This is a genomic window from Paenibacillus sp. E222 (assembly GCF_013401555.1).
In the GTDB taxonomy this organism is placed as follows: Bacteria; Bacillota; Bacilli; order Paenibacillales; family Paenibacillaceae; genus Paenibacillus.
The window spans coordinates 2583561-2605524 of the sequence record NZ_CP058552.1 but is presented as its reverse complement, the minus strand read 5'-3'; the positions used below and the strand labels follow the sequence as shown (position 1 = coordinate 2605524).

The window sequence follows — 21964 nt, the reverse complement described above, 5'->3', positions numbered from 1 at the left end:
TTCCGGGCTTATTCTTCCTCTTGACTCGCCATCTCCCGCATCACCTGGGTCAGCGTTTCGGCTACGGCTTCTTCCAGGTCTGCCAGGCCTCCCAAATAGGAGATGATGCTTTTGTTGATTTGTCCCGAGCTATCCAGCAGACCGTCAACGCCATCCAGCTCCGGTTCAATATCCGGCAAATGATTGATGATTTCAGACATGCGCACAGCGACTTGACGTTTGGCATCCAGTACACGCGCAACCTGCTGGTGAGAATGTGCAATATGTGTGAGTATTTCATCGATTTTGCTCTGCATGGTCCTCCTCCTTACCGTCACGGCCTGCTTCACCCATAGAAAAACCCGGCCTATCAGCATTTGCCTGCTACAGCATATGCCGGGCCGGGATCGTCAGTTACTCCAGCTTGCGCCTATATCGTCAGATGACGTAACTCCAATCGGATGAGTAACGGCTGAGGAATTGGCGAGTACGTTCCTGTTTGGGCCGCACAAATACGTCCTCCGGTGTCCCTTCTTCCACTACGGAACCCCCATCCATGAATACAACTCGATTCGCCACCTCGCGGGCAAAACCCATTTCATGGGTGACAACAATCATGGTGATGCCTTCCTGGGCAATCGATCGAATGACCGACAGCACCTCACCTACAAGTTCTGGATCAAGCGCCGAGGTTGGTTCATCGAACAGAATGACCTCTGGATTCAGTGCCAGCGCCCGAGCAATGCCTACCCGCTGCTGCTGTCCACCTGACAGCATGCTGGGATACTCATTGATTTTGGCGGACAGACCTACTTGTTCAAGTACACGCAAGGCTCGTTCACGAGCATCGGCTTTGGACATTTTCTGGGCGATGATTAACCCTTCCGTTACGTTATCCAGCACTGTTTTATGTTTGAACAGGTTATAATGCTGGAACACCATCGCCGTTTTTCGCCGCAACTGCACAATGTCATGTTTACGGGCATACTTACAGTCTACGGTTAATCCGCTGATCTGTACCTTGCCCTCATCGGCACGTTCAAGAAAATTCACACAGCGCAGCAATGTCGTTTTGCCGGACCCGCTCGGTCCAAGAATAGCAACAACATCCCCCTGCTCCACAGTCAGATCAATACCTTTCAACACTTCCTGCTGACCAAAAGATTTGTGTATATTCGTCAGTGATATCATGACACTCCTCCTTTGCTGTACACGGCAACTCTGCGTTCCAGCAAAGCTGTAATCCGTTCGACAATCACCGTCAGACCCCAATAGATCAATGCGGCAGCAATGAAAGCCTCCAGAAATTTCAGACTAACCGAAGCCACCACGTCCGCTTTCCCGAGAATATCCATCTGTGATACGGTAAATGCAAGTGTTGATCCATGCAGGAAACCAACAAACATGCTGCACAGATTCGGCAGAACCGCACCCACCGCCTGCGGTAAAATAATGCGTCTCATTGCCTGGGAGGTACTCATGCCCACGGCATGTGCAGCTTCCATCTGCCCGGTATCCACTGCAAGAATACCGGAACGAATAATCTCCGACATATAAGATCCCGCAGTCAACGAGAAGGCAATGAGCACGAACACCAGAATCGGGATGGAAGAAGACTGAAAGGCCCAGCCGTACCTGGCAGCCAGCTTGTCGATGATCAACGGAATCCCGTAATAGATTAGAAACAAGTGCATCAGCATCGGTGTCCCCCGAAAAAACGAAACATAGAAATCAGCGATCCGGTAGACCCAGGGAACCTTATAGATTCGGATTAAAGCAGTAGCCAGACCAATGCCGAAGCCTGCGATCAACGGTACAATCGTAATGACGAGTGTCAGTGGCAATGCCTTTAGAATCTGGAAGAAAGAGGTGTAGATAAAGTTGAAATCAATAGACATGCGCTCACCCCGCTATTCGTTTCAGGCGTTCAGCTCTTACCGCTGGCCCGCGGACTTCCTTCTTACGTTCGTGACGCTGGAGTCTGCGTTCTGCGAGAGCAAACCCTTTTTCAAGTACAAGCACGATAACATAGTAGACAACCGACAGACTGATATACACTTCAAGAGCATGCGATGTAGCCGAGATCAGGGTTTGGCCCCTGCCCACCATGTCCATGACCCCAATCGAAAAAGCAAGTGACGTATCCTTTAACGAGCCAATCAACGTATTCGCCATATTCGGAAAAGCAACAATGAGTGCCTGCGGGACCACAATGCGCCGAAAAGACTGAAACGTGGTCAAGCCCGCAGCATAAGCTGCTTCCGTCTGGCCCTTGTCCACACTGCGCACAGCTCCGCGAAAGATTTCGGCAAAGGACGCTGCATCACTTAGCGCATAAGTCACGATGACGAATACCAGCGGATCGGTCCTGGATAGATCGACTCCTATTGGCTTGAGCAGTTCGGGTAATCCGTAATAGACCAGAAACAACTTGATGAGAATCGGTGTGCCCCGCATGAAAGAGACATACAGGGTAGCGAGCTGGCTCAGCACCGGAATCCGGTATAACCTCGGAACCGCCAGAAGCACACCGCCCACCAGACCGAGCACAATGGAACCACCCAGTACAATCAGTGTAATATGCAAATATCGCAGCAGTTCAGGGATGAAATCCAGAACCAATGACAGATCGAATGATTTACCCATAACTGTCGCTCACCTTTCTCAACGAACTATTCCTCAACCGTGTAATCGGCTCCCAGCCACTCTGTGCTCAATTTGCTCAATGTCCCATCTTCCTTGATTGATTTGAGCGCTTCATCCACTTTAGTTTTGAGCTCTTCCTCATCCTTGTTCAGAATGAAATACACTTTGGAGTTGGAGAGAGCTTCTCCGACAGTTTTCAACTGTGCATCCACCACTTTATTCTGATAATCGATGGCAAACTGCGTGCTGATGGTTGCATCCACCCGCCCTGTTTTGATCTGGGTATTCGTATCTTCCCCTGCTCCGGAATACACAATGTCAATGGCGTTACCGTTCGCTGCATTCCATTTCTCAGCCAGTACAGCCGCATTACTCGTCGCGCCAACAATCAGTTTTTTACCTTTCAGATCCTCGATGGATTTTACATCCTGGTTTTTCTCGCTTACAACGATTTTATTAGGAAAAATGTTATATGCCTCGTCATTAAAGAGGAACTTGGCCTGTCTCTCTTCATTCACTTCCATCTGGTGAGCGATCAGGTCTATTTTCTTCGTTTCAAGACTGAGCAGCAGATTTTTGAATTCCATTGTACTGAACTCAAATTCATATTCTGGCAATCGTTTATCAATCTCGCGGATCAGCTCTACATCGTAGCCCGTCAGCTTGCCATTCTCATCAATAAAGCAAACATTAGGGAATTGAGTGCCTGTACCCACAATGATCTTCTTTACTTTATCCTGACCGGACGCAGATGCGGAATTCGATTCATTCGATGCATTGCCTGAACTGCAACCCGCCAGTACCGCCAACATAGTAATGAACAGCAATGCTGTCCGAAATTTCTGAATCCCCCAGTGATTAACCATTCCCGATCTCCTCCACAGGCTGTCATTTCAGCCAATATGATGTGTACTCCCATTCCTCATTTTTGATTTAACTAACCATTCACACTTGTATAGTCGGAATTAGGTTGAACAAAGAATAGCACTGGATGTCATGCCCAGGCAATATATATGCTAATAGGACATCCTGATAACGTTATAGAACTTCTCTATGCTTCACCCGTTCCCTGATCCAAAAGTAAACCAAAAGAAGCGATCCTCCGACGGGGCTGGGGATCGCTTCTTCAATTATAGATCATATTAAATTCAATTACGCATCTATCTGCGACTAGCCCATTTAATTTTACGAGCTACTTCTATACGCTGCAGTTGCAACAGTCCGATTCGTTCTTCAAACTTCTTGCGTTCATCCGTTGAATGGGCCGCGTGAATCTGGTGGCAGAGACCTGTCAGTTTGCTGTTGATATAATCAAATCTCATCCATAATTCTTCTTCAGGTGTGCGCTGCTCCGCTTCCGGCTGAAATATTTTGAGCTGGTGGATAAGGGACTGCTGCCATTCCTGATCCTCGATTTGGATGGCAAAATGCAAAAGATCCAGATAGTCGTCGATTTGCAACGATATACCGAAATCAGATTTCGTATTCATTAGTCGTCTCTCCTTATTTCAGTTCTTGGCTGGAATCAGTTAGTTCTATTTTACAGGATAGAGCATGGTTTAGGCGAGTCCTGAAACGAGTAAAATTGGAAAAAGTTTTGTCATTTTGACATATAGAAGCTTTCGATGGACTTATAGACAGATCTGATTCGAGAATTATATTCCAACCCTGAATTTCATGATAAAATAACACCAAAATATTTAAACCAACTTAACAGGTTGGAATAGTTAATTTTCATAGAAGGGATTGATCGATCATGACCGAACAATACCGATTGGCTACACTTGAAGATGCCGAACAATTGCAGGCTGTTACCGTTGATGCCTATGAGACAATTCGAGCCCTGAACATTCCTTTTCCAGCCGGACACGCTACACTGGAAGTCATCCAGAATAATATTGTACAGCATGAATGCTATATTCTTGAAAAAGGGGGAGAAATCATTGCCACGGTTACCCTTGATCGAGCCGAAGATGAACAGCGGAAAGCCATCAGCCCCTATCCTTTCATCCGCTGGTTCGCGGTAAATCCGGCCCATAAAAGCCAGGGTTACGGCTCCAAACTACTGGATTGGGTAGAGCAACATATCATTCTGCAAAAGCTTGATGCTCCTGCCGTATTTCTGGCAACAGCGACTCGCCATCCCTGGCTTGCTCCCATGTATGAACGGCGGGGATATGAACCTTTTCATCATAAAACGGTACAGACACCTGAACGACAGGAAGAGATTGTATTTATGATCAAAACGCTGGACCCTGCCCGTTATAAGACACCTTCTGTTCAAACAGGCTGAACAAAAATCGGCTGGATGAACGTAAACATACATGATATCCCATATATGCGGCCTGCGCAAATGAAAACCCGCTCCGAGGAAAGATTCCTTGAGCGGGTTTTTTGAATGCTAATGCTAATGCTAATCCTTATCGCTTTCACTTTAAATAGCCCACATCATGCCTTTCCGTCGCGGGGCTGTCTGGTTAAGAGCAGCATGATAAACGAAATGATAATAATAGAGCCGGTCCACATCCAGGCCATCGTCTGATTGCCCGAATCCACAGCAACATAGATTGCAGTGGGTACGGTTTGCGTTTTGCCCGGAATATTACCTGCGATCATGAGCGTAGCCCCGAATTCCCCCAGTGCACGCGCGAAACCCAGGATGAATGCCGTCATCAACGCTCTCCCTGCAAGCGGAAGTGAGATATGACGAAATACCTGCCATTCATTCGCTCCGATGGAGCGGCCTGCATCTTCCAGATCCTTATCAATCCCGCTAAAACCGGATTTCATCGTCTGATATACCAATGGGAACGCAACCACCACCGAGGCAATCACAGCTGCCCACCAAGAGAAAATGACAGGTGCGGAGAAGATGGCTTCAATCCACCGTCCGAGCAGGCTCTTACGCCCCAGTAACACGAGCAATATAAATCCGACCACAGTCGGCGGAAGCACCAGTGGGAGCATAAATGCCGTTTCCAGAAAAATTTTGCCACGGAACGAGGTACGCGACATCTTCCAGGCCACAGCGATGCCAAACACTGCTGCGATCACACTGGACAACAGCGCAACTTGAAGGGAAAGACGAACCGGTGGCCAGAATACCGCCCAGTCTATTGCGCTCACATTCATTCCGGAATGGAGAACCCGTACTTGGCAAATACATCAAGCACTTCAGGCGTTTGCAAATACGTGTAGAATTGTTCTGCTTCTGTCCGGTACTTCGTACCTTCAATAATCCCTACTGGATAATTGGCAGGTGTATAGCTTTTCTTGTCCACTTCAAATGCAATTTTCACCTGATCAGAAGTGAGCGCATCCGTTTTGTACACAAATCCCGCATCCGCATTGCTTGTTTCTACATATTGCAGAACCTGTCTGACATCCTTGCCTTGTACAAGCTTACCTTCCAACTGATCCCATAGTTTGGCATTGGTCAATGCTTCCTTAGCATAGGTTCCCGCAGGCACACTTTCCGGTATACCAATCGCTACGGTTTGGATGGAATCCGCCGTCAGATCCTTCTCGCTTGTTACGGTATCTGAACTGTCCGCTGGAATTATGGCTACCAATGAATTTTGCAGCAAATTCTTCTGATCACCGGAGGCAATCAGTTTCTCATCCACGAGCGCGTTCATATTTTTGGTCGCAGCCGATACAAAAACATCTGCTGGCGCGCCTTGTTCAATTTGCTGTTGCAATGCACCGGATGCACCAAAGTTGAAGTTAAGCTCCACATTGGGATTCGCAGCTTCAAAATTCGTTTCAATTTCCTTCATGGCATCCGTCAGACTGGCTGCCGCTGAGATCGTTAGCTCCACCTTTTCCTGAGGATCTGTTGCCCCGGACGTTGAACTCTCACCTGATGTCGCTGGTGTTGAACCGGTTTGTTCCATTGCTGTGGATGTATCTTTACTGTCCGTACTTGCACCGCAACCGGCTAATACAAGAGCCAGTCCAAGTGACATACTCCCCAACACATATCCAATACTCTTTTTCATCCACTTCTCCCCCGATGTTATGTTTAGTTATAACTAGATATAATTAATTATATTTCATTATACATAAGATCATTGAAATAGGAAGGTAGTCTTTGAAGCATTCGTTGAAGGGCAAGCCATCTATAGCTGAATTATGTTGGTCGAGTTTATCCCCTCTGGCTGTTAATGGTATAGTACAAGAGACGCCAGCGTTTATCTGGGACGATGAGCGTTGATGAACGAATATAGTTTAAAATCTGAATATATATGTTCAACTAACATTTACACCATAACGGAGAGGACAGAAATAATCTGAAGAAGCGAAGCTACAAGCTTTCTGAAAGAAAGCTACTTCGAAAGCATACACTTCGCCTACAAGCTTTCTGAAAGAAAGCTACATCGGAAGCATACGCTATCCCCGGATTTCCCCTTTTGATAAAGGGATCAAAGAAATCTGGGGATAACAGCGATCGGAAGATTGTTCTGTCATTGGAGTGCCAGTGTAAATATCCATTAGTTGAGGTTATATAGTTATGATCTGTACCTTGAAGGAGGATCTTCACTGATGACGGAGGAGCAATCCTATACCACCGAAGAAATATCCAAGCTACTCAAAATATCTAAACTGACGGTCTACGATCTAATCAAAAAGGGAGACCTCGTCGCGTATCGCGTCGGTAAACAAATGCGAGTGGACGCCACCGATCTGGAAGCGTATAAACAGCGCTCCAAGCAGCTTCAATCGCCAGCGCACCGGGCCGCTGTGGATTCAGTTCTCCCCGCTGAATCTTATTCCGGGACGGAAAATGATCCGACGACTCCCCATGCCGTTCATTCCGCTGCAAATACTTCGCCTCTATCCAGAGAGACATTCGCAGCTCCAACCTCCATGGCGGGCAACCCTTCGGCAGCGCATTCGGCACGTCATCTGGTCATTACGGGACAAGATGTCAGCCTCGATATTCTCATGCGACATATGGAGAAGCAAACTCGGGATATTCGTCCGCTGCGTTCGTTCATGGGCAGTCTCGACGGCTTGATCTCCATGTACCGTGGGGAGTCCGATCTGGTCAGCACCCATCTGCTGGATGGAGATACAGGGGAGTATAATCTGCCCTACATTCGCAAAATCCTGATTGGCTGGTCGTATGTCGTCGTGAATCTGCTGACACGACCTGCTGGGCTGTACGTTCAACGTGGTAATCCGCGCGGCTTGCAGAACTGGACAGATCTGAAGCAGCCTGAGCTGCGATTGGCTAACCGGGAGAAAGGTTCGGGTGCACGTGTATTGCTGGATGAACAATTGCGTCTGCATGGTATCCCTGCTTCCCATCTGATTGGATATGACGTGGAAGAAACCAGTCATATGGGTGTAGCTGCCAAGGTCAGTTCCGGTGAAGCCGATGTAGGAATCGGCAGCGAGAAGGCTGCACGACTTGTCGGTCAGGTTGATTTTATTCCACTTGTTCAGGAACGTTATGATCTGGTAATGCTGAAGAAACAAGGGAACGAAGGGTGGATCGAATCGGTACTGCGCATTCTGCAATCTCCGGAATTCAGGCAGGAACTGCAATCATTTGAAGGGTATGATGTATCCCGAACGGGTGAAATTTTGTACGAAGTCTAGCGCAATGGTGCCTAAATCGCTCATAGAATCACAAAAAAACAGAAGAACCGCCGCTGAAGCTCTGACGGTGGTTCTTCTGTTTACTCTTCATTTTGTAATGTGATATAAAATGAAATGAATTCCTTAGCCCTCATACTATCGTTATCTCGACTTGTCATATACGATACGAGCTACGGCATCATGCTGATGAATGGACTCTTCATTTTTGCAATCTACCTTAAATTTATTTACCCAATGCTTCTCATACAGATCTGCCGCCACCAGCCGGACGATGTCTTCCACAAACCGCGGATTCTCATATGCACGTTCCGTGACCCGTTTCTCATCAGGCCTTTTGAGTATGGGGTAAAGACAGCTGCTTGCATTGGATTCGGCCACATTCAGCAATTCTTCCTTCCAATAGCCCGGCAGCGCTTCTCCCGGGTTGGCTTGCACCTGGATACGCAATAACCCCCGCTGGTTGTGCGCGCTATATTCGCTGATCTCCTTCGAGCATGGGCATAACGTCGTGACCTGTATATGTAAACCTGTTCTCAGAACAGGGGATTTTCCAGTTTCCCAGATCACATGAACCGTAGCCAAAGAATGATTGAGTCCAGACAAACCGGTTACGGGCGCGGTTCGTTCGTAGAACCAGGGATAGGTCACTTTCAGCTCTGCCTTCGCCTGATTCATCTGTTCGGCCATCCGCTGCGTCAGCGCAACCAGATCCGGAATCCGGTCACTTAACCCTTCTCCGCGACTGTGCTGAAGCTGCTCCATCAAGCGGCTCATGTTAATGCCTTTTGATTCGCGATCCAGCGAAGTCGTCAGCCGGAACGTTCCGATGCTGGACAATCGAACGGGATCTTTGGCCGAAATGACATCCAAAGGATACTTCACCTGATCAATACCGACTTGCTGCAGCTCAAATAGAAAATCATTTTTGCTATTCTGCAAATCTTGCATCTCTTCTTTCCGTACAGGCTTATCTCCCTGTATCGGATCAATGGAGCCGAATAACCGCAAGCGCTCAGCTTTATCCGGCATGATAAAAGAATCGTTCACTACTCGGCTAATCCTGCTATTCTGTTGTACCTTTTGCATTGCAAACCCTCCCTCCAGCACATATTTGCGTTAAAAACCACGCATTCAGCGCCAGAACAGACCCGCTTCGTCCCGCTCAACCTGCTCCAGCAGATCTTCAAAATCCGGACAAGGCTCAATAACGTCTACCACATTCCAGCTGCTGTGTTCGTCTTTGGCATATACCTTCCACTGATTCTCTTCCCAGTAAAATCGGGCAATATGCAGTTTGTCCCACTGATATCGTTCTTCAGCGGGTCTTTCCTCGGTCAAAATCAGTTCATTATCATTCATCTCATACGTTAATTTCACCATGGTGCGCAGTGGTGCCGGGACCTTCTCATGGATATAACCGTTCATCACCGATTGAATTCTCCGAATGGTAAACGAGTCCAGCATGGAGATCACACCCTTTCATCAACATCGTTATGCAATCCAGTTCCATAGCCATGCCAGTATAAATGCACTGCCCAGTGATGTTACGAGCTGTTTGCCTGCCAGTTGCATGCCAAAGACTGTTCCCAACTCCTTGCGAATGGTCCACATCGTCACCAGACATGCCGTTAACGTTGAAGCCAGGTACACAAGAATAAACAGCTGTCCGCCGCTCAAGTCTTCAACGAAGGAGCCCTGATCCTGATTCAGCACCAACAACCCGTCTTTTCGCAAAATGGAAAACAACATACCGCCCGCGGTATCACCCGGCAGACGAAAGATCGCAAGTGCCGGCGTCAACGCGCCAGTCAGGGCAGAAAGTACCCCCGTCTGCTCCAGCAGTGTGGCCACCACACAAATACCGATGAAAATAGGCATCGCCTGCACGAGAAACTGTTTCATGACAGACCGAACACGCCAGCTTACAGAGTGCCATGATGGCTTTTGCAGAAATGTACGGTTGGCATGTAACGGGAGCGTGTCATCCAGCCGATTTCGATTCCACAGACGTGTATGAAGTGCGCCTGCAAGTACAAGTACAAGCATATAAGGAAAGAACAGCCACGGCTTGCCGCCGGAACTGAATATGGATAGAGAAGCTCCAATCTGGTAGCTGCATGCAGAACCGAAGGAGATCATTGAAACACAGGCCTTTCGTGTACAGGAGCTGCAGGTACGGCTCTGGAACACAGCCACAACATTGCATCCAAAACCACTGAGGACTGGAATCAGATCTTTGCCGTTCAAGCCGATTTTGCGCATCCACCCATCCAGCGAGTCGGTAATCCGATCTTTTAGTCCACTTTCCTCCGTTACTGCCACACTGACCCCAATCAGGAATACGACCGGAAATGCCCATATAAACGAATACAAGCCCAGACTAATTATGCCGTAATCTCCAAGCATTATCGCCTGCAGCGGATTCCATAATCCCACAGTCATGCGATAGAGCGGTTCAAGAATCCAGGCATCTGCAAGTGGTTGTATCCAGCCGGAGAACAGATAGGCCACATACACTGGTGCTGCAAATAGTAATACCAATGCGGCCAAAGCCACAAAACGTCCCCAAACCGTATGCTCAAACATCGTTGTCTGCGGTTCGATCACAGGCGATTCAGGAGGTGATGCGAGCTCCAGATGCCTCTTCATGGGTCTGGCGGCAACAATCGCTCGGCATATCAGATCTTGGGCGTTTCCATCCATTTCCCTTGTATTGAGCGGCAGAACAGAAATGCCCAGACCTTTGCGGTAATAGTCAACCTGAGCCGATAATCCGGGACCACACTTGTCGGCAAACGTAAGCACCAGTACAGCATTTTTGCCTGTGACATCCAGCATGCCGAGCAGTAAAGGCAGTTCCTGCACCACATCCGTGCCGCGGACGACCAAGATCACTGTATCACCGGCTGCGAGCTGTTTTAACGTCAGCATGGTCGTGACACTATCATCCTTCATCCGGATTCCAGGTGTGTCGAGCAGTTCAAGCTGGTGCTCAAGCAGCTCCGCCCTGCGGACGGTTACCGTGGAGCCCCGAACATTGGATTCCTCGCCTGTATCTCTGCCCGTAAGTCCTCGAAACAGAGCCGATTTGCCCGCGGATTCGAAGCCAACCAGCACCACTTTACGAAGCTCTTCAGGCTGCTCCACAACCGAATTCAGCATGTGCAGTCTTCACCGCAGCAGGACAGATCATCAAGAAACATGCCTTCTTTGCGATAGGTTTCCAGCGGAGCCAGATCCAGCCCAAGTCTCTCACCCATGGCCTGGGCCACCACCGCAAAGCGCTGTCTGAATTTATAAATGAAGCAAAATTGGAGTTGACCATGCATGACCTGGGGTCCAGTAATGAACAGGCCGGGGGCAATCGTCGATTCATCCGCCGCTCCCAATTGCAGCTGACCTTCCTTGCTCCGCTCGACGAGATTCTCAATCAGGTGCAGACTGCTGCGGAACCCGGTCGCCAGAACAGGAGGCTGCCCCGTCTTGAGCAAGCGGGACTCTCCGGAATCGTTCTCGCAATAGAGAACATAACCACCTGGTTCATCCGGTTCAATCCATTTGACCTCATAACCTTGCATCAAGTGTATTCGCTTATCCATCATTGCCGCGCGCAGGCGATCCTTCGTATAGGGGCTTAGCTCCACACTGGGATCACTGCTGCCCTTGGCGAGTCCTCGTCCGTTTCGGTCGATTACCGTTACGTTTTTCCCCAGTTTACTCAGGTGAATGGCTGCATCCACACCGCTCTCATAGCCACCAACGATGACACATTCTTCTCCCTGAACCGCCGTCCAGCTGGAAAACAAACTGCTGTGCACACCATACTCAGCCCCAGGAAACAGGTCCAGTCTCGGATATTGAAATTCACCTGCTGCCCAGATGACAAAGCGTGTGCGCAGTTGTCCATTGGATGTCACGACCCGGAAGCCATTCTCCTCCGGAATAACCTCGGAAACATCTAATCCCGTTTGCACAGGCAATTTCTTGTACTGGCTCACCACCTGCAAATATTTCGCGTACTCCAGGCCTGTCGGATGTTCTGTTCCCAGTGTGTACGCCGGAGACGTATTCAAAGCCACCGCGTTCAGATCCATCATGCCGTAGGCATTACTTGTGAACGAAGGGGTGATCAGACGCATTTCCTCCGGCCACGCCAGAAAAGTTGCCCCCACCTCACTGCGTTCCAGCACGGTAAAACGAGGCATTCCCAGATCCTGCAGGACAGAGGCCATGCCGATCCCGGCTGGCCCCCCTCCAACAATTACACAATCATAATCAAATACATCATGCATGCGTCTTACCAGCTTGACTTCGTGACGCCCGGAATTTGCCCTTGATGAGCCAGCTCACGGAATACAATCCGCGAAACCTTGAACTTGCGCAAATATCCTCTCGGGCGGCCTGTCAGTTCGCAGCGATTTTTCAATCGGGTCGGAGAAGCATTGCGCGGCAGTTTCTGCAGCGCTTCATAATCCCCTTTTTCTTTCAGTTCCCGGCGCAGCTCCGCATATTTCGCTACGATTGCCTGACGTTGTTTTTCACGTACCACTTTTGATTTTTTGGCCACGGTTTACAGCTCCTTTTATAAATTAGTTTTTATACGGCTTCAACTGGCCACGGCAGAGGATTGTCGAAATGTCCCCAGTCGGCCTGCATTTCTTCATCACTGAGCAGACATTGGTCCAGTTCTTCTTCAATGATGGCGCGCTCCATTTCAATCCCGATCATGACCAGCTCAGTCTGACGGTCTCCCCACTGTGCATCCCACTTTTCCAGTACATCTGGCTCTGTACGCAAAATTTCTTCCTTGTCCGCTTCCGGTAATGCCGCAACCCAATGCCCGGCAGGGCCAAACTGAATCGACGATCCCGCCTGACTCAGACTTGCAGCCAAATCCCCCTCAGCCGCGAGCCAGACCAGCCCTTTGGCACGCACCACTTCTTCCGGCCAGTAGCTCATGAATTCAGCCAGACGAGAAGGGTGGAATGGTTTACGACGACGATACACGAAGGAGCCAATACCGTATTCCTCGGTCTCCGGTGTATGTGATTCCTTCTCCAGCTCCTGAATCCATCCGGCGGACATGCTTGCTTTCTCGAAGTCAAAAAGACCTGTATTTAAAATTCCAGACGGGTTGACCTGTCCGTTCACAGTCCGAATGATTTTGGCATTAGGCTGAAGCTTGCGGATGACACCTTCAAGCTTGTTCAGCTCCACGTCATCGACCAGATCACATTTGTTCAGCAGCAGGACATCACATGTCTCAATCTGATCAATCAGCAGGTCCACAACATCGCGGGTATCTTCCTCACCCGTGGCCTGGTTCCGATCCAGCAGGCTCTGTCCTGAGGCAAAATCATGCCAGAATCGATGGGCATCCACAACGGTTACCAGACAATCCAGCTTTGCCAGACTTGTCAGATCAATACCCGACTCCTCGTCGGCATATGTAAAAGTCTGCGCTACCGGCACAGGCTCACTGATGCCTGTGGATTCAATCAGGATATAATCAAACCTGCCTTCATTCACCAGCTTCTCAATCTCCTGCATCAGATCATCTCGCAAGGTGCAGCAGATGCAGCCATTGGACAGCTCCACCAGCTTTTCTTCGGTGCGTGACAATGTCGCCTCACCCTTCACCAGAGCGGCATCAATGTTCACCTCACTCATGTCATTAACGATGACCGCGACCTTGAGCCCCTGTCGATTGTGCAGTACGTGATTAAGAACGGTGGTTTTACCTGAACCGAGGTAACCGCTAAGAACAGTTACCGGAACCTGCTTTTGTGTCATGTGTATCTACTCCTTATGGTTGTGGTCAATAAACTTTCGACCTTAATAGTAATTTTTACGATTAACAACAATGACTATAATCCTGTTGCACGCTGTTGTCAAATCATTTTTTTGTTTTTCTCGCGCGAGGTGGCCGCTTTGGTCACGGATCGTCTTCCGATCGCTGTTGTCTCCAAATTTCTTTAATTTAGTCTCTCAAAGGTTAGAAATTCGGAGACAAAGGCGAACGCTACCGCTTCTTCAGATCGATTCCGTTCCCTACGCTACTGCCGCAAACCCCAGCAAAAAAAAGGCCTATGGCCAACCTCCTGCAGCTTCGCATCATAATGATACAATTCCAGAAAAGTCAGTCCATACGCCTTTAATTTTTTTCTTATAGATGGGATACAATTACGTCATCACCACAGATTTAACCCTATTGCCTGCTTCCATCCGTTGCCTGAAAGCCACGACGAGAATCATGGCCGCAACGGATAGCAGCGTGCAGATCGTAAACATGGTTGAATACGAGCTTATTTGTACAATTAGCCCCATCGCAAGCCCGCCCAGTGAGAAGCCCAGATCATACGAGGACATGAAAATGCCCATCAGTACATATCGGGAATCGGTCGGCAGCACAAATGACAAATACGTGGTTAATGTCGGGTACAGCAAGGCCACGGCAAACCCACTGAACACCGCAGACAGGTATACCATCGGACCGATCGTCTCCGACAGAGCAAGCAGCTGGGTTCCCAGTGCCGCACATAACAGCAGCCCCGCCATCAGCCACGTATTCCAGCTGCCGTCGGAAGGGATTTTTTTACGCAGAATGAATCTGCACAAGATGACGACCAATCCCTGGATAGTTAAGAACACCCCCGCGCTCGCCTTCCCGGTCGATACCAAATACAACGGAAGAAAGGTCGCCGTGGCTCCAAATACACATGAAGCAAACAGCATAACTATGCTGCTAATCAACAGTGGTGTGCTGCGCCAGATGCCGCCGAATGACCGCACCATATCCCCGAGCGTATACGATTTATTCTGTACCGTGCTTCGGGGCAAGTCCACGTTATAGCCGATCAGGAGTGGAAGAGCCGCCAAACCGATCATTAGCATAGTAAACCAGATGTCGCTGGCATTTTCCCAGATCTGGATAGCGAGTATGGGAATGACCAGAGACGGGACCATCGTAAAAAGGGTATACATGGACAATCCCTGAGCCCGGTCCTTATCCTCCAGCTTTTCGACAATGCCCGCCTGCATGGTCATGGAAAAGAACGCCGTAGCTACACCTTGCAGCGCCCGCAGCCACAAATACGCCTCCACACCAAAACCAACAAACAGCAGCAGTGTTGCGGCATGCAAAATCAACAGCCACTGCATCACACGCAGCGGGCCATAACGTCCCAGAAGCTGCGCTGCAAAAGGCCTTAGAAGCATACACGTAAACATGTAAGCCCCCATCATCAGGCCAATCTCGGCCTGGTTCAATCCTGCAGCTTCACTCCGCAAAGGGAGAATAATCGTCAAAGCCGAATTGGCGGCAAAAAATAAAAAGGCCAACAGATAAAACCGGATAAATGAAAAGGATACCGGGTTTAGTTTGCCGTTCGCCGTTACAGATGACTCCAAACCGTTACCCCACTTTCTTCTGGCAGTTAACCCACAGACATATCTGTGACGGGTTTTCTTCGTTGATAGGCAAAAGCAATCATTACCGCCCCTAGGATAGCACAAATCATGTACATATACGAATAGGAGGATAAATCAGCGACCGGTCCCATCAACACACCGCCCAGAGATACGCCCAGATCTGCTGTCGCAATGAATAAACCAATTAACACATTCCGATTCAACTGCGGCAGCACAAAGGATAAATAGGTGGTTAACGTTGGATAGAGAATGGATTGAGCGATCCCCATCAAGATGGCCCCCACATACAAAAGGACAGCTCCTCCTGTGATTGCCCAGCTCACACATAGTGCGGCTATTGCCAACAGCAGCATCGTTCCCATGATAAAAGGTGCGTGCCACCTGCCATCGGAGGGGATTTTTTTACGTAACAATATCCGGGTGAGCACCACAGTTCCTGCCTGAAGCATCAGATAGACACCCGCATTGCCGCTTGGCAATTGACTGGCGTATAGCGGAATAAAGGTCGTGATAGCACCAAACACAATGGAAGCACTTAGCATCAGTACACTGCATCTAAACAAGAATGGATTTTGCACCAATTGACGAAAGGATTGAAGCATGCTTACGCGCTGCTCCGATGGATTTTCAGCAGGATGCTGCTCCCTGCTCTTGTCCATTTTGGCGGTATATCCGAAGACGCCTGTGCAGATCGCAATACCGATCAGAACCACTGTAAAATAATCCATCCCGCCTGTCTGCCAAATCCCTAGCGCCAGGACAGGTCCCACAATGCCGGGAATATAACTGAACAACGAATAATAGGAAATGCCCTGGGAACGGTCTTTCTCCGGCAGGGCATCAATAATGCCAATCTGCAGCGCCATGGAAAAGAAAGCGGTTGATACCCCCTGTAAAATACGAGCGAGCAGATAGCCTCCAAGCCCTGTAAACGTGTATAAAATCAGGGCAAATCCATTGATAATCAGAATAAAACGAAGGACTTTGATCGGTCCGCGCTTTTGAATGATGTGACCTGCCCATGGTCTGAAAAACATGGTTGTGAACATATAGGCGCCCATAATCAGCCCGATGGTTGTACTGCTCGCCCCCAGGGATTCACCCTGTAAAGGAATAATGACATTAAGAATTGCATTTGCACTAAAATACAGAAGAACCAGGATGTACAAACGCAGAAACGGCCATGACATCGCTCCACTCATCCCTGATCCTCCCCCTGAAACGTAATTAAATAGGTTAATAATCTCCTCGCATAATCGGACTGAACATGCTTCAGCTGCTCAATAGGCACCATTTCCTCAATCTGACCGTCCCTGAAAATAATAACTCTATCGCAAATATAAGCTGCTGCCTGAATATCATGCGTAATGAACACATAGCTCATCTGATAAAATTGCTTTAATTCTTTTAACAATCGCAGCACCTGAATCTGCACAGACACGTCCAGAGAACTGATGGCTTCATCGAATACAATGCATCGGGGTTCAGTCGATATGGCTCTCGCAATACATACTCTCTGAGCCTCTCCACCGGATAGTTCATGCGGATATTTGAGCCTGTAGGACGAGTCTAATCCCACTTGATGCAGCAGCGTATCCACCTTGATTTGCATACCCGGCTCCACTTTTTTTTGAGCTTTCAAAGGCTCCATGATGGCTTCCTCCACCGTAAGAAACGGATTAATGGAGGACGTATAATTTTGAAATACGGCACTGATGCTGCCCCTTCTCACGCGGCGATCATTCACGTTTTTCCCCTCAAATAAAATACGCCCGCGATCCGGCTTCTCGATGCCCAGGATCAGACGCCCCAACGTGGACTTGCCGCTCCCACTTTCGCCGATGATGCCGAGACATTCGCCATGCTGGCATTCAAATGAAACTTTTTTCAATATCTTCTGTCTTTGTTTGGAGAATAATCCGCCTTGTTTATAGGACTTTTCGATCCCATCCACCTTGAGCATCTGTATCCCCTCCCTGCATCAGTTTCCTGAAATGATTGCTCAGCTCCAGCCGGGTGGAAACCAAATATTGCGTATAGTCATGCTTCGGCTTCGTAAAAACAGAACGAATATGCCCACTTTCCACAATGGCACCGTCTTTCATGACCATCACTTCATCTGCAATCTTCTGGACCACACCGAGGTCATGGGATATAAACAGCATGGAACAACCCATTCGCTCGCGCAGTCGAATCAATTGTTCAACCACTTCATATTGAGAGATCGTATCCAGCGCCGTTGTCGGTTCATCCGCAATGATCAGATCCGGCTCCAGCACAAGTGCCAATGCAATCATAATGCGCTGCAACATGCCCCCGGATAGCTGATGTGGATATTGATTCAGGATTTCCTGCGGATTCTTTAACATGACACTTTCCATGGCGCTCATGATCTTCCGTTCGCTTTCTTTGTTGCTCCAGTCAAAATGCGTCTGTAGCGTCTCCCGGATATGGACACCGATTACACAAGAAGGGTCAAACGCACTCATGCCATTTTGCAGAATCATACACAGGTTTTTGCCTCTTCTTCGTCTCATCTCTTGTTCAGAAAGCCGGCCCATGTCCTCGTCTTTGAAGAGAATCGTTCCGGATTGGCGAATCCAGGGTTTATTCAAACGCATAATGGACCTGCATGTGACGGACTTGCCACTTCCGCTTTCTCCGACAATCGCCAGACAGCTTCCTTGTTTGACCTGAAATGAACTGTTATGAATAATGACCTTGTCCGTATGGGCGTCCCAGATCTTCAAATGTTTAACCTCTACGATATTCATAAACGGCTTTTCCCACCTCTTTTTTACGAAGCTTACCTTGGGAAGTCATTAATTTGGGGTCCAACGCGACCTGAAGTGCATCCGATAAAAAATTAAAGGCCGACACCACAATCACAATGGCTAGTCCAGGTGCCAGCATTAACTCCGGTCTGGAGAACATGACTTCCCTTGTCTCATTCAACATCATCCCCCATTCGGCATGAGGGGCCTGAATTCCCAAACCCAGAAAAGAAAGTCCCGAGATCTGCAGCATCATCGAACACATGGAACCACTGGCAATCACCGCAATATCGGCAAATGTTACCGGAACGATATGCTTGGTTATAATTCTGAAGCTGCCAATGCCAGAGGCTTTGGCGAATTTCACATACTCCATCTCGGAGAACTGCATCACGGATGTGCGAATAACGCGGGCAAACCACGCCCATTTCATGACTACAAACGCGATCAGAATATGTTCAAGTCCCGCACCCAAAATACCGACCACCGCCAGTGTCATGACGTATCCCGGGAAAGACAGCATGACATCACAAAGTCTCATGATCCAGGCATCTGTCTTCCCCTTGAAGTACCCCGCGATAAATCCGACAACAGCTCCGACCAGAACAGATATCATCAGGGCAACCAAAACCCATAGCACACTGGGACGAATACCATAAATGAGTCTGGATAACACACATCTGCCCAAGTGATCATTTCCTAGCCAATAACTCCAGGAGGAGGAAGCATATCGAAGCTTCATATTCACTTCCTCCGGGTCATGGGGTGCACACAACGGGGCAAATACGCCCACAGCAATAATGATCACAATAACAGCGAGCGATGTCATCGCAAGCTTGTCTTTACTCAAATTTCTTAATAATCGCATTAGAGATCCTTTCTTAATCGGGGATTCATCGCCGCATTGATCACGTCAGAAATCGTATTAAACAGCACAAAGGTTACGGCCAAAATAAGAACATACGCCTGAATAATCGGGAAATCCCGATTGAGGATGGACCGTACGCTCAACCTCCCAAGTCCCGGCCAGGCGAACACATTTTCAATCACAACGGTACTGCCGAGCACGATGGGGATCGCCATGCAAAATATGGATACCGCCACTTGCAGCGAATTTCGCAAAATATGCAGGGTCACCTTCCGCTCAGTTAAGCCGCTTGCCCTTCCATAGAGCACGTAATCCTCATTCATGTTGCTTAACATGGAACTCCGGACTGTCCTAAAATAAATGCCTGTATAACTCACCGTGATTACAATCACCGGCAAAATGTAGCTTTTCAACGAATCCATTCCGCTCGTAGGCAACAAGTCCAGCTTGACGGAAAAAGTCGAGATCATGATGGCTGCGAGCCAGTAAGATGGCATGGCGGTCAGGACAAACGAGAGGCCTCTCACCGATTTATCAACGGCTTTCCCTTCTCTCATGGCACAGATCACACCCAGCAGAATGGAGAATCCAATAATGAACACCGATGATACCAGCGTTAATTTTAATGTGTTCAGGAATGCAGGACCAATCAGGGACAACACCGGTTCACCGGATACATACGAGCTGCCAAAATCCAACTGCATACAGGCCATCAACCAATTCACATACTGAATAACGAACGGTTTATCGAACCCCAATGCTTCATTCGTTTGGGCGATTAATTCATCCGTGATCTGAGGAACCTCCTGTGCCTGTAATACAACTACGGCGGGGTCCAGGGGCGAAAGATTAATGAGTACAAACGTTATCAATGAAATGACGAACAGCAAGGGTATGGCGAGAAATATCCGTTTGACTATATAACTTCCCATATCCATCCCCGCTCTATTTAAATTTCATTTGCTCAAATGGCAATTCATATTGCGTCTGTTTGAATGAGATGCCATCCAGATTTTGGGGAGCCACGACTGTAACCCGCCCATTGGTGATCGGAATAAATACCGCTTCATCATGGACTATTTTCATAATATCGGCGTACAGGGATTGGCGGGATGCCTCATCTGTAGAAACCATGACTTCATCAATTTTCTTATATAGTTCATCCGCCTGAGCTATGCCGCTTGTTGTATGTTTATAGGCGGAATCCGAGGTAAACGCTGAAATGGTGCTCTGTGGATCGTACGCCAGTCCCCAGGTTTGATTAAACAGCAGATCATATTCCCCGGTTGCCCTTCTGTTCGCGATGGAAGTGGATTCCTCACCAACAATCTCCAGCTGAATTCCTAATCCTTTTAAGGCATGCTGGATCAATTCCGCCTGTGTTTTTTGCGAAGATGAATTGCTGTCATAATACAAGGTCAGAGCTAATGGCTGACCGTTCTTCGTTCTCACTGTCTTACCGTTTGTTAATGCCCAACCTGCTGTCTCCAAAAGCTCTTTCGCGGTCTCGGGATTATACTCCCGCTTCTTCAATTCAACATGGGCATAATTAACGTTCGACGAGAATAAGGTGTCCGCTACGGTCTGCGTTCCGTTAAAAATGTCATTGCTGATCGTTTCCCGATCAATGGCAACCCATATCGCTTCACGAACAGCCGTTTCGTGGACAGGATTATCCATCTTGCTGCTATTGGCTACGATCATATTCGTATTCATTGCTTCGCTTCGGACCACTTGAAAATCACCCGAGTCAGCCAATTGATTCATGGCTTCAACATCAATGCTGTCGGCACCCCGATCATCGGTGAAGATAAAGTTGATTTCGCCCTTCTGTAATGCCAGCAATGTCGTTTCCCCTGCCGGGAGAACCTTGGACGTAATTTTTTGGATCTCAGGTGCGCCGCCCCAGTATTCTTCATTGGCTTCAAATGTCGCATTCTCATCGATTTTATGTCCTGTCAGCTTGTAGGGCCCTGTGCCGTGATAGCCGCTTACCCCGTCCTTTGTGCCACCATTCGTAAAATCCTTGGGTGATATAAATACGTATGGTCTGGTCATGGACAGCTCCACCAGAGCTGGATAATAGGGCTCGGAAAGCACCAGTTCAAATGTGTATTCATCCATAACTTTTGTACTTACAATTTTGGTGGACAGCTTGATCCAGGCATGTTTTTCGGCATTCGCCTGAACTGCATCGATATTCTGTTTGACCGCCTCGGCGTTAAACGGTTCACCATCATGGAATTTCACATCCTGTCGCAAATGGAACGTATACGTTTTCCCGTCTTCGGCAATCTCCCACGATTCTGCCAGTAATGGCTTGATTCCATCGACCGTGTTTTCGACCAGGGATTCATAAACCATCCCTTGTGCGGGCATGGAACCGGTGTATAAATGAGGATTCATATCATTAATATCCTTGGCGGATGCATAAATGAGTTCCGACTTGACCTCGCTATTCGCAGACTCCGTTGTTGTCCCCTTATCCTGCCCGCATCCTGCGAGCACGGTAATAACAGACAATAACAGCAACATTAAACCAAAAGCACTACCCTTTTTCACAACATTTCCTCCTGATAATAAAAGATATATATAAGTTCACTTCGAAAATGTTACATCGTGCTACTCCGATTGCAGTACCATCTTCCGATCGCTCTTA

23 protein-coding genes are annotated in these 21964 nt (G+C 48.4%); 2 read left to right on the top strand and 21 right to left on the bottom strand.

What is annotated here, in order from left to right; translation table 11 throughout:
* Positions 1-8: 8 nt before the first annotated feature.
* The 6 genes from HW560_RS11570 to HW560_RS11545 all read right to left on the bottom strand — a co-directional run bounded on the left by HW560_RS11570 (position 9) and on the right by HW560_RS11545 (position 4115).
* The gene (locus HW560_RS11570) at positions 9-296 is read right to left on the bottom strand and encodes a nucleoside-diphosphate sugar epimerase (RefSeq protein WP_090904446.1); all 288 of its coding nucleotides are present in this window, start codon (positions 294-296) and stop codon (positions 9-11) included.
* A 121-nt stretch (positions 297-417) separates the two neighbouring features.
* Entirely contained in the window at positions 418-1170 is a 753-nt protein-coding gene (locus HW560_RS11565) for an amino acid ABC transporter ATP-binding protein (RefSeq protein WP_090904447.1), read from the bottom strand.
* Complete coding sequence (locus tag HW560_RS11560; protein WP_090904448.1) at positions 1167-1877, bottom strand: amino acid ABC transporter permease; 711 nt, start codon at positions 1875-1877, stop codon at positions 1167-1169. Before HW560_RS11560 ends, HW560_RS11565 begins: the two co-directional genes overlap by 4 nt.
* Before the next feature lie 4 nt (positions 1878-1881).
* Entirely contained in the window at positions 1882-2625 is a 744-nt protein-coding gene (locus HW560_RS11555; RefSeq protein WP_090904449.1) for an amino acid ABC transporter permease, read from the bottom strand.
* Positions 2626-2651: 26 nt separating this feature from the next.
* Positions 2652-3491, bottom strand: coding sequence for a transporter substrate-binding domain-containing protein (locus HW560_RS11550; RefSeq protein WP_090904450.1), 840 nt, complete (start codon positions 3489-3491; stop codon positions 2652-2654).
* Positions 3492-3785: 294 nt separating this feature from the next.
* Complete coding sequence (locus HW560_RS11545; RefSeq protein ID WP_090904451.1) at positions 3786-4115, bottom strand: hypothetical protein; 330 nt, start codon at positions 4113-4115, stop codon at positions 3786-3788.
* 266 nt (positions 4116-4381) lie between these two features.
* Here HW560_RS11545 and HW560_RS11540 point away from each other — a divergent pair, with 266 nt between their 5' ends.
* Positions 4382-4918 (top strand): GNAT family N-acetyltransferase, encoded by a 537-nt coding sequence (locus tag HW560_RS11540; RefSeq protein WP_179263148.1) that lies wholly within the window; start codon positions 4382-4384, stop codon positions 4916-4918.
* A 155-nt stretch (positions 4919-5073) separates the two neighbouring features.
* Here HW560_RS11540 and modB read toward each other — a convergent pair whose 3' ends face one another.
* Together modB and modA are read right to left on the bottom strand one after the other, a co-directional pair.
* Positions 5074-5757 (bottom strand): molybdate ABC transporter permease subunit, encoded by a 684-nt coding sequence (gene modB / locus HW560_RS11535; protein WP_090904453.1) that lies wholly within the window; start codon positions 5755-5757, stop codon positions 5074-5076.
* Positions 5754-6626 (bottom strand): molybdate ABC transporter substrate-binding protein, encoded by an 873-nt coding sequence (modA, locus tag HW560_RS11530; RefSeq protein ID WP_179263146.1) that lies wholly within the window; start codon positions 6624-6626, stop codon positions 5754-5756. The genes modB and modA overlap by 4 nt, the downstream gene beginning before the upstream one ends.
* Before the next feature lie 544 nt (positions 6627-7170).
* On the opposite strand from modA, the gene HW560_RS11525 reads away from it, so the two are divergent.
* Positions 7171-8232, top strand: coding sequence for a substrate-binding domain-containing protein (locus tag HW560_RS11525; protein ID WP_090904455.1), 1062 nt, complete (start codon positions 7171-7173; stop codon positions 8230-8232).
* Positions 8233-8373: 141 nt separating this feature from the next.
* On the opposite strand, the gene folE2 is transcribed toward HW560_RS11525, so the two are convergent.
* From folE2 to nikA, 13 genes are all read right to left on the bottom strand, one after another.
* The gene (folE2, locus tag HW560_RS11520) at positions 8374-9318 is read right to left on the bottom strand and encodes a GTP cyclohydrolase FolE2 (RefSeq protein ID WP_257031851.1); all 945 of its coding nucleotides are present in this window, start codon (positions 9316-9318) and stop codon (positions 8374-8376) included.
* Between the two features lie 45 nt (positions 9319-9363).
* Complete coding sequence (locus HW560_RS11515) at positions 9364-9696, bottom strand: DUF3024 domain-containing protein (protein WP_090904456.1); 333 nt, start codon at positions 9694-9696, stop codon at positions 9364-9366.
* Positions 9697-9723: 27 nt separating this feature from the next.
* Positions 9724-11394, bottom strand: coding sequence for a nucleoside recognition domain-containing protein (locus tag HW560_RS11510; protein ID WP_179263144.1), 1671 nt, complete (start codon positions 11392-11394; stop codon positions 9724-9726).
* A complete protein-coding gene (locus HW560_RS11505; RefSeq protein WP_179263142.1) occupies positions 11388-12524 on the bottom strand; it encodes an NAD(P)/FAD-dependent oxidoreductase in 1137 nt (378 codons plus the stop codon). Before HW560_RS11505 ends, HW560_RS11510 begins: the two co-directional genes overlap by 7 nt.
* A 5-nt stretch (positions 12525-12529) precedes the next feature.
* A complete protein-coding gene (gene rpsN, locus HW560_RS11500; protein ID WP_090904459.1) occupies positions 12530-12799 on the bottom strand; it encodes a 30S ribosomal protein S14 in 270 nt (89 codons plus the stop codon).
* 29 nt (positions 12800-12828) lie between these two features.
* Positions 12829-14025 carry a GTP-binding protein gene (locus tag HW560_RS11495; RefSeq protein ID WP_179263140.1) on the bottom strand — a complete coding sequence of 399 codons (1197 nt, stop codon included), beginning with the start codon at positions 14023-14025 and terminating at the stop codon, positions 12829-12831.
* 390 nt (positions 14026-14415) lie between these two features.
* Entirely contained in the window at positions 14416-15642 is a 1227-nt protein-coding gene (locus tag HW560_RS11490; RefSeq protein WP_179263138.1) for a staphylopine family metallophore export MFS transporter CntE, read from the bottom strand.
* 26 nt (positions 15643-15668) lie between these two features.
* Positions 15669-16865, bottom strand: coding sequence for a staphylopine family metallophore export MFS transporter CntE (locus tag HW560_RS11485; protein ID WP_179263136.1), 1197 nt, complete (start codon positions 16863-16865; stop codon positions 15669-15671).
* Positions 16862-17626 carry an ABC transporter ATP-binding protein gene (locus tag HW560_RS11480; protein WP_179263134.1) on the bottom strand — a complete coding sequence of 255 codons (765 nt, stop codon included), beginning with the start codon at positions 17624-17626 and terminating at the stop codon, positions 16862-16864. The genes HW560_RS11485 and HW560_RS11480 overlap by 4 nt, the downstream gene beginning before the upstream one ends.
* On the bottom strand, positions 17592-18437 hold the full coding sequence (locus HW560_RS11475; protein ID WP_179263132.1) for a staphylopine uptake ABC transporter ATP-binding protein CntD: 846 nt from the start codon (positions 18435-18437) through the stop codon (positions 17592-17594). The genes HW560_RS11480 and HW560_RS11475 overlap by 35 nt, the downstream gene beginning before the upstream one ends.
* Entirely contained in the window at positions 18418-19305 is an 888-nt protein-coding gene (gene opp1C / locus HW560_RS11470; protein WP_179263130.1) for a staphylopine uptake ABC transporter permease subunit CntC, read from the bottom strand. Before opp1C ends, HW560_RS11475 begins: the two co-directional genes overlap by 20 nt.
* Positions 19305-20237, bottom strand: a complete 933-nt coding sequence (opp1B, locus tag HW560_RS11465) for a nickel/cobalt ABC transporter permease (RefSeq protein ID WP_179263128.1) — start codon at positions 20235-20237, stop codon at positions 19305-19307. The genes opp1C and opp1B overlap by 1 nt, the downstream gene beginning before the upstream one ends.
* Before the next feature lie 13 nt (positions 20238-20250).
* Positions 20251-21840: a staphylopine-dependent metal ABC transporter substrate-binding lipoprotein gene (gene nikA / locus HW560_RS11460; RefSeq protein WP_179265780.1), complete on the bottom strand. Its 1590-nt coding sequence runs from the start codon at positions 21838-21840 to the stop codon at positions 20251-20253.
* Between the last annotated feature and the right edge of the window lie 124 nt (positions 21841-21964).

Excerpts from the sequence above, each read along its gene's own strand:
- HW560_RS11550 (WP_090904450.1), bottom strand. The coding sequence starts at position 3,491 with ATGGTTAATCACTGGGGGATTCAGAAATTTCGGACAGCATTGCTGTTC.
- HW560_RS11495 (WP_179263140.1), bottom strand. The coding sequence starts at position 14,025 with ATGACACAAAAGCAGGTTCCGGTAACTGTTCTTAGCGGTTACCTCGGT.
- opp1C (WP_179263130.1), bottom strand. The coding sequence starts at position 19,305 with ATGCGATTATTAAGAAATTTGAGTAAAGACAAGCTTGCGATGACATCG.
- HW560_RS11485 (WP_179263136.1), bottom strand. The coding sequence starts at position 16,865 with ATGAGTGGAGCGATGTCATGGCCGTTTCTGCGTTTGTACATCCTGGTT.
- HW560_RS11510 (WP_179263144.1), bottom strand. The coding sequence starts at position 11,394 with ATGCTGAATTCGGTTGTGGAGCAGCCTGAAGAGCTTCGTAAAGTGGTG.
- HW560_RS11525 (WP_090904455.1), top strand. The coding sequence starts at position 7,171 with ATGACGGAGGAGCAATCCTATACCACCGAAGAAATATCCAAGCTACTC.
- modB (WP_090904453.1), bottom strand. The coding sequence starts at position 5,757 with ATGAATGTGAGCGCAATAGACTGGGCGGTATTCTGGCCACCGGTTCGT.
- folE2 (WP_257031851.1), bottom strand. The coding sequence starts at position 9,318 with ATGCAAAAGGTACAACAGAATAGCAGGATTAGCCGAGTAGTGAACGAT.
- HW560_RS11475 (WP_179263132.1), bottom strand. The coding sequence starts at position 18,437 with ATGAATATCGTAGAGGTTAAACATTTGAAGATCTGGGACGCCCATACG.
- HW560_RS11515 (WP_090904456.1), bottom strand. The coding sequence starts at position 9,696 with ATGCTGGACTCGTTTACCATTCGGAGAATTCAATCGGTGATGAACGGT.
- HW560_RS11565 (WP_090904447.1), bottom strand. The coding sequence starts at position 1,170 with ATGATATCACTGACGAATATACACAAATCTTTTGGTCAGCAGGAAGTG.
- nikA (WP_179265780.1), bottom strand. The coding sequence starts at position 21,840 with ATGTTGCTGTTATTGTCTGTTATTACCGTGCTCGCAGGATGCGGGCAG.
- HW560_RS11540 (WP_179263148.1), top strand. The coding sequence starts at position 4,382 with ATGACCGAACAATACCGATTGGCTACACTTGAAGATGCCGAACAATTG.
- HW560_RS11505 (WP_179263142.1), bottom strand. The coding sequence starts at position 12,524 with ATGCATGATGTATTTGATTATGATTGTGTAATTGTTGGAGGGGGGCCA.
- HW560_RS11555 (WP_090904449.1), bottom strand. The coding sequence starts at position 2,625 with ATGGGTAAATCATTCGATCTGTCATTGGTTCTGGATTTCATCCCTGAA.
- HW560_RS11560 (WP_090904448.1), bottom strand. The coding sequence starts at position 1,877 with ATGTCTATTGATTTCAACTTTATCTACACCTCTTTCTTCCAGATTCTA.
- opp1B (WP_179263128.1), bottom strand. The coding sequence starts at position 20,237 with ATGGGAAGTTATATAGTCAAACGGATATTTCTCGCCATACCCTTGCTG.
- HW560_RS11480 (WP_179263134.1), bottom strand. The coding sequence starts at position 17,626 with ATGCTCAAGGTGGATGGGATCGAAAAGTCCTATAAACAAGGCGGATTA.
- HW560_RS11545 (WP_090904451.1), bottom strand. The coding sequence starts at position 4,115 with ATGAATACGAAATCTGATTTCGGTATATCGTTGCAAATCGACGACTAT.
- HW560_RS11570 (WP_090904446.1), bottom strand. The coding sequence starts at position 296 with ATGCAGAGCAAAATCGATGAAATACTCACACATATTGCACATTCTCAC.
- modA (WP_179263146.1), bottom strand. The coding sequence starts at position 6,626 with ATGAAAAAGAGTATTGGATATGTGTTGGGGAGTATGTCACTTGGACTG.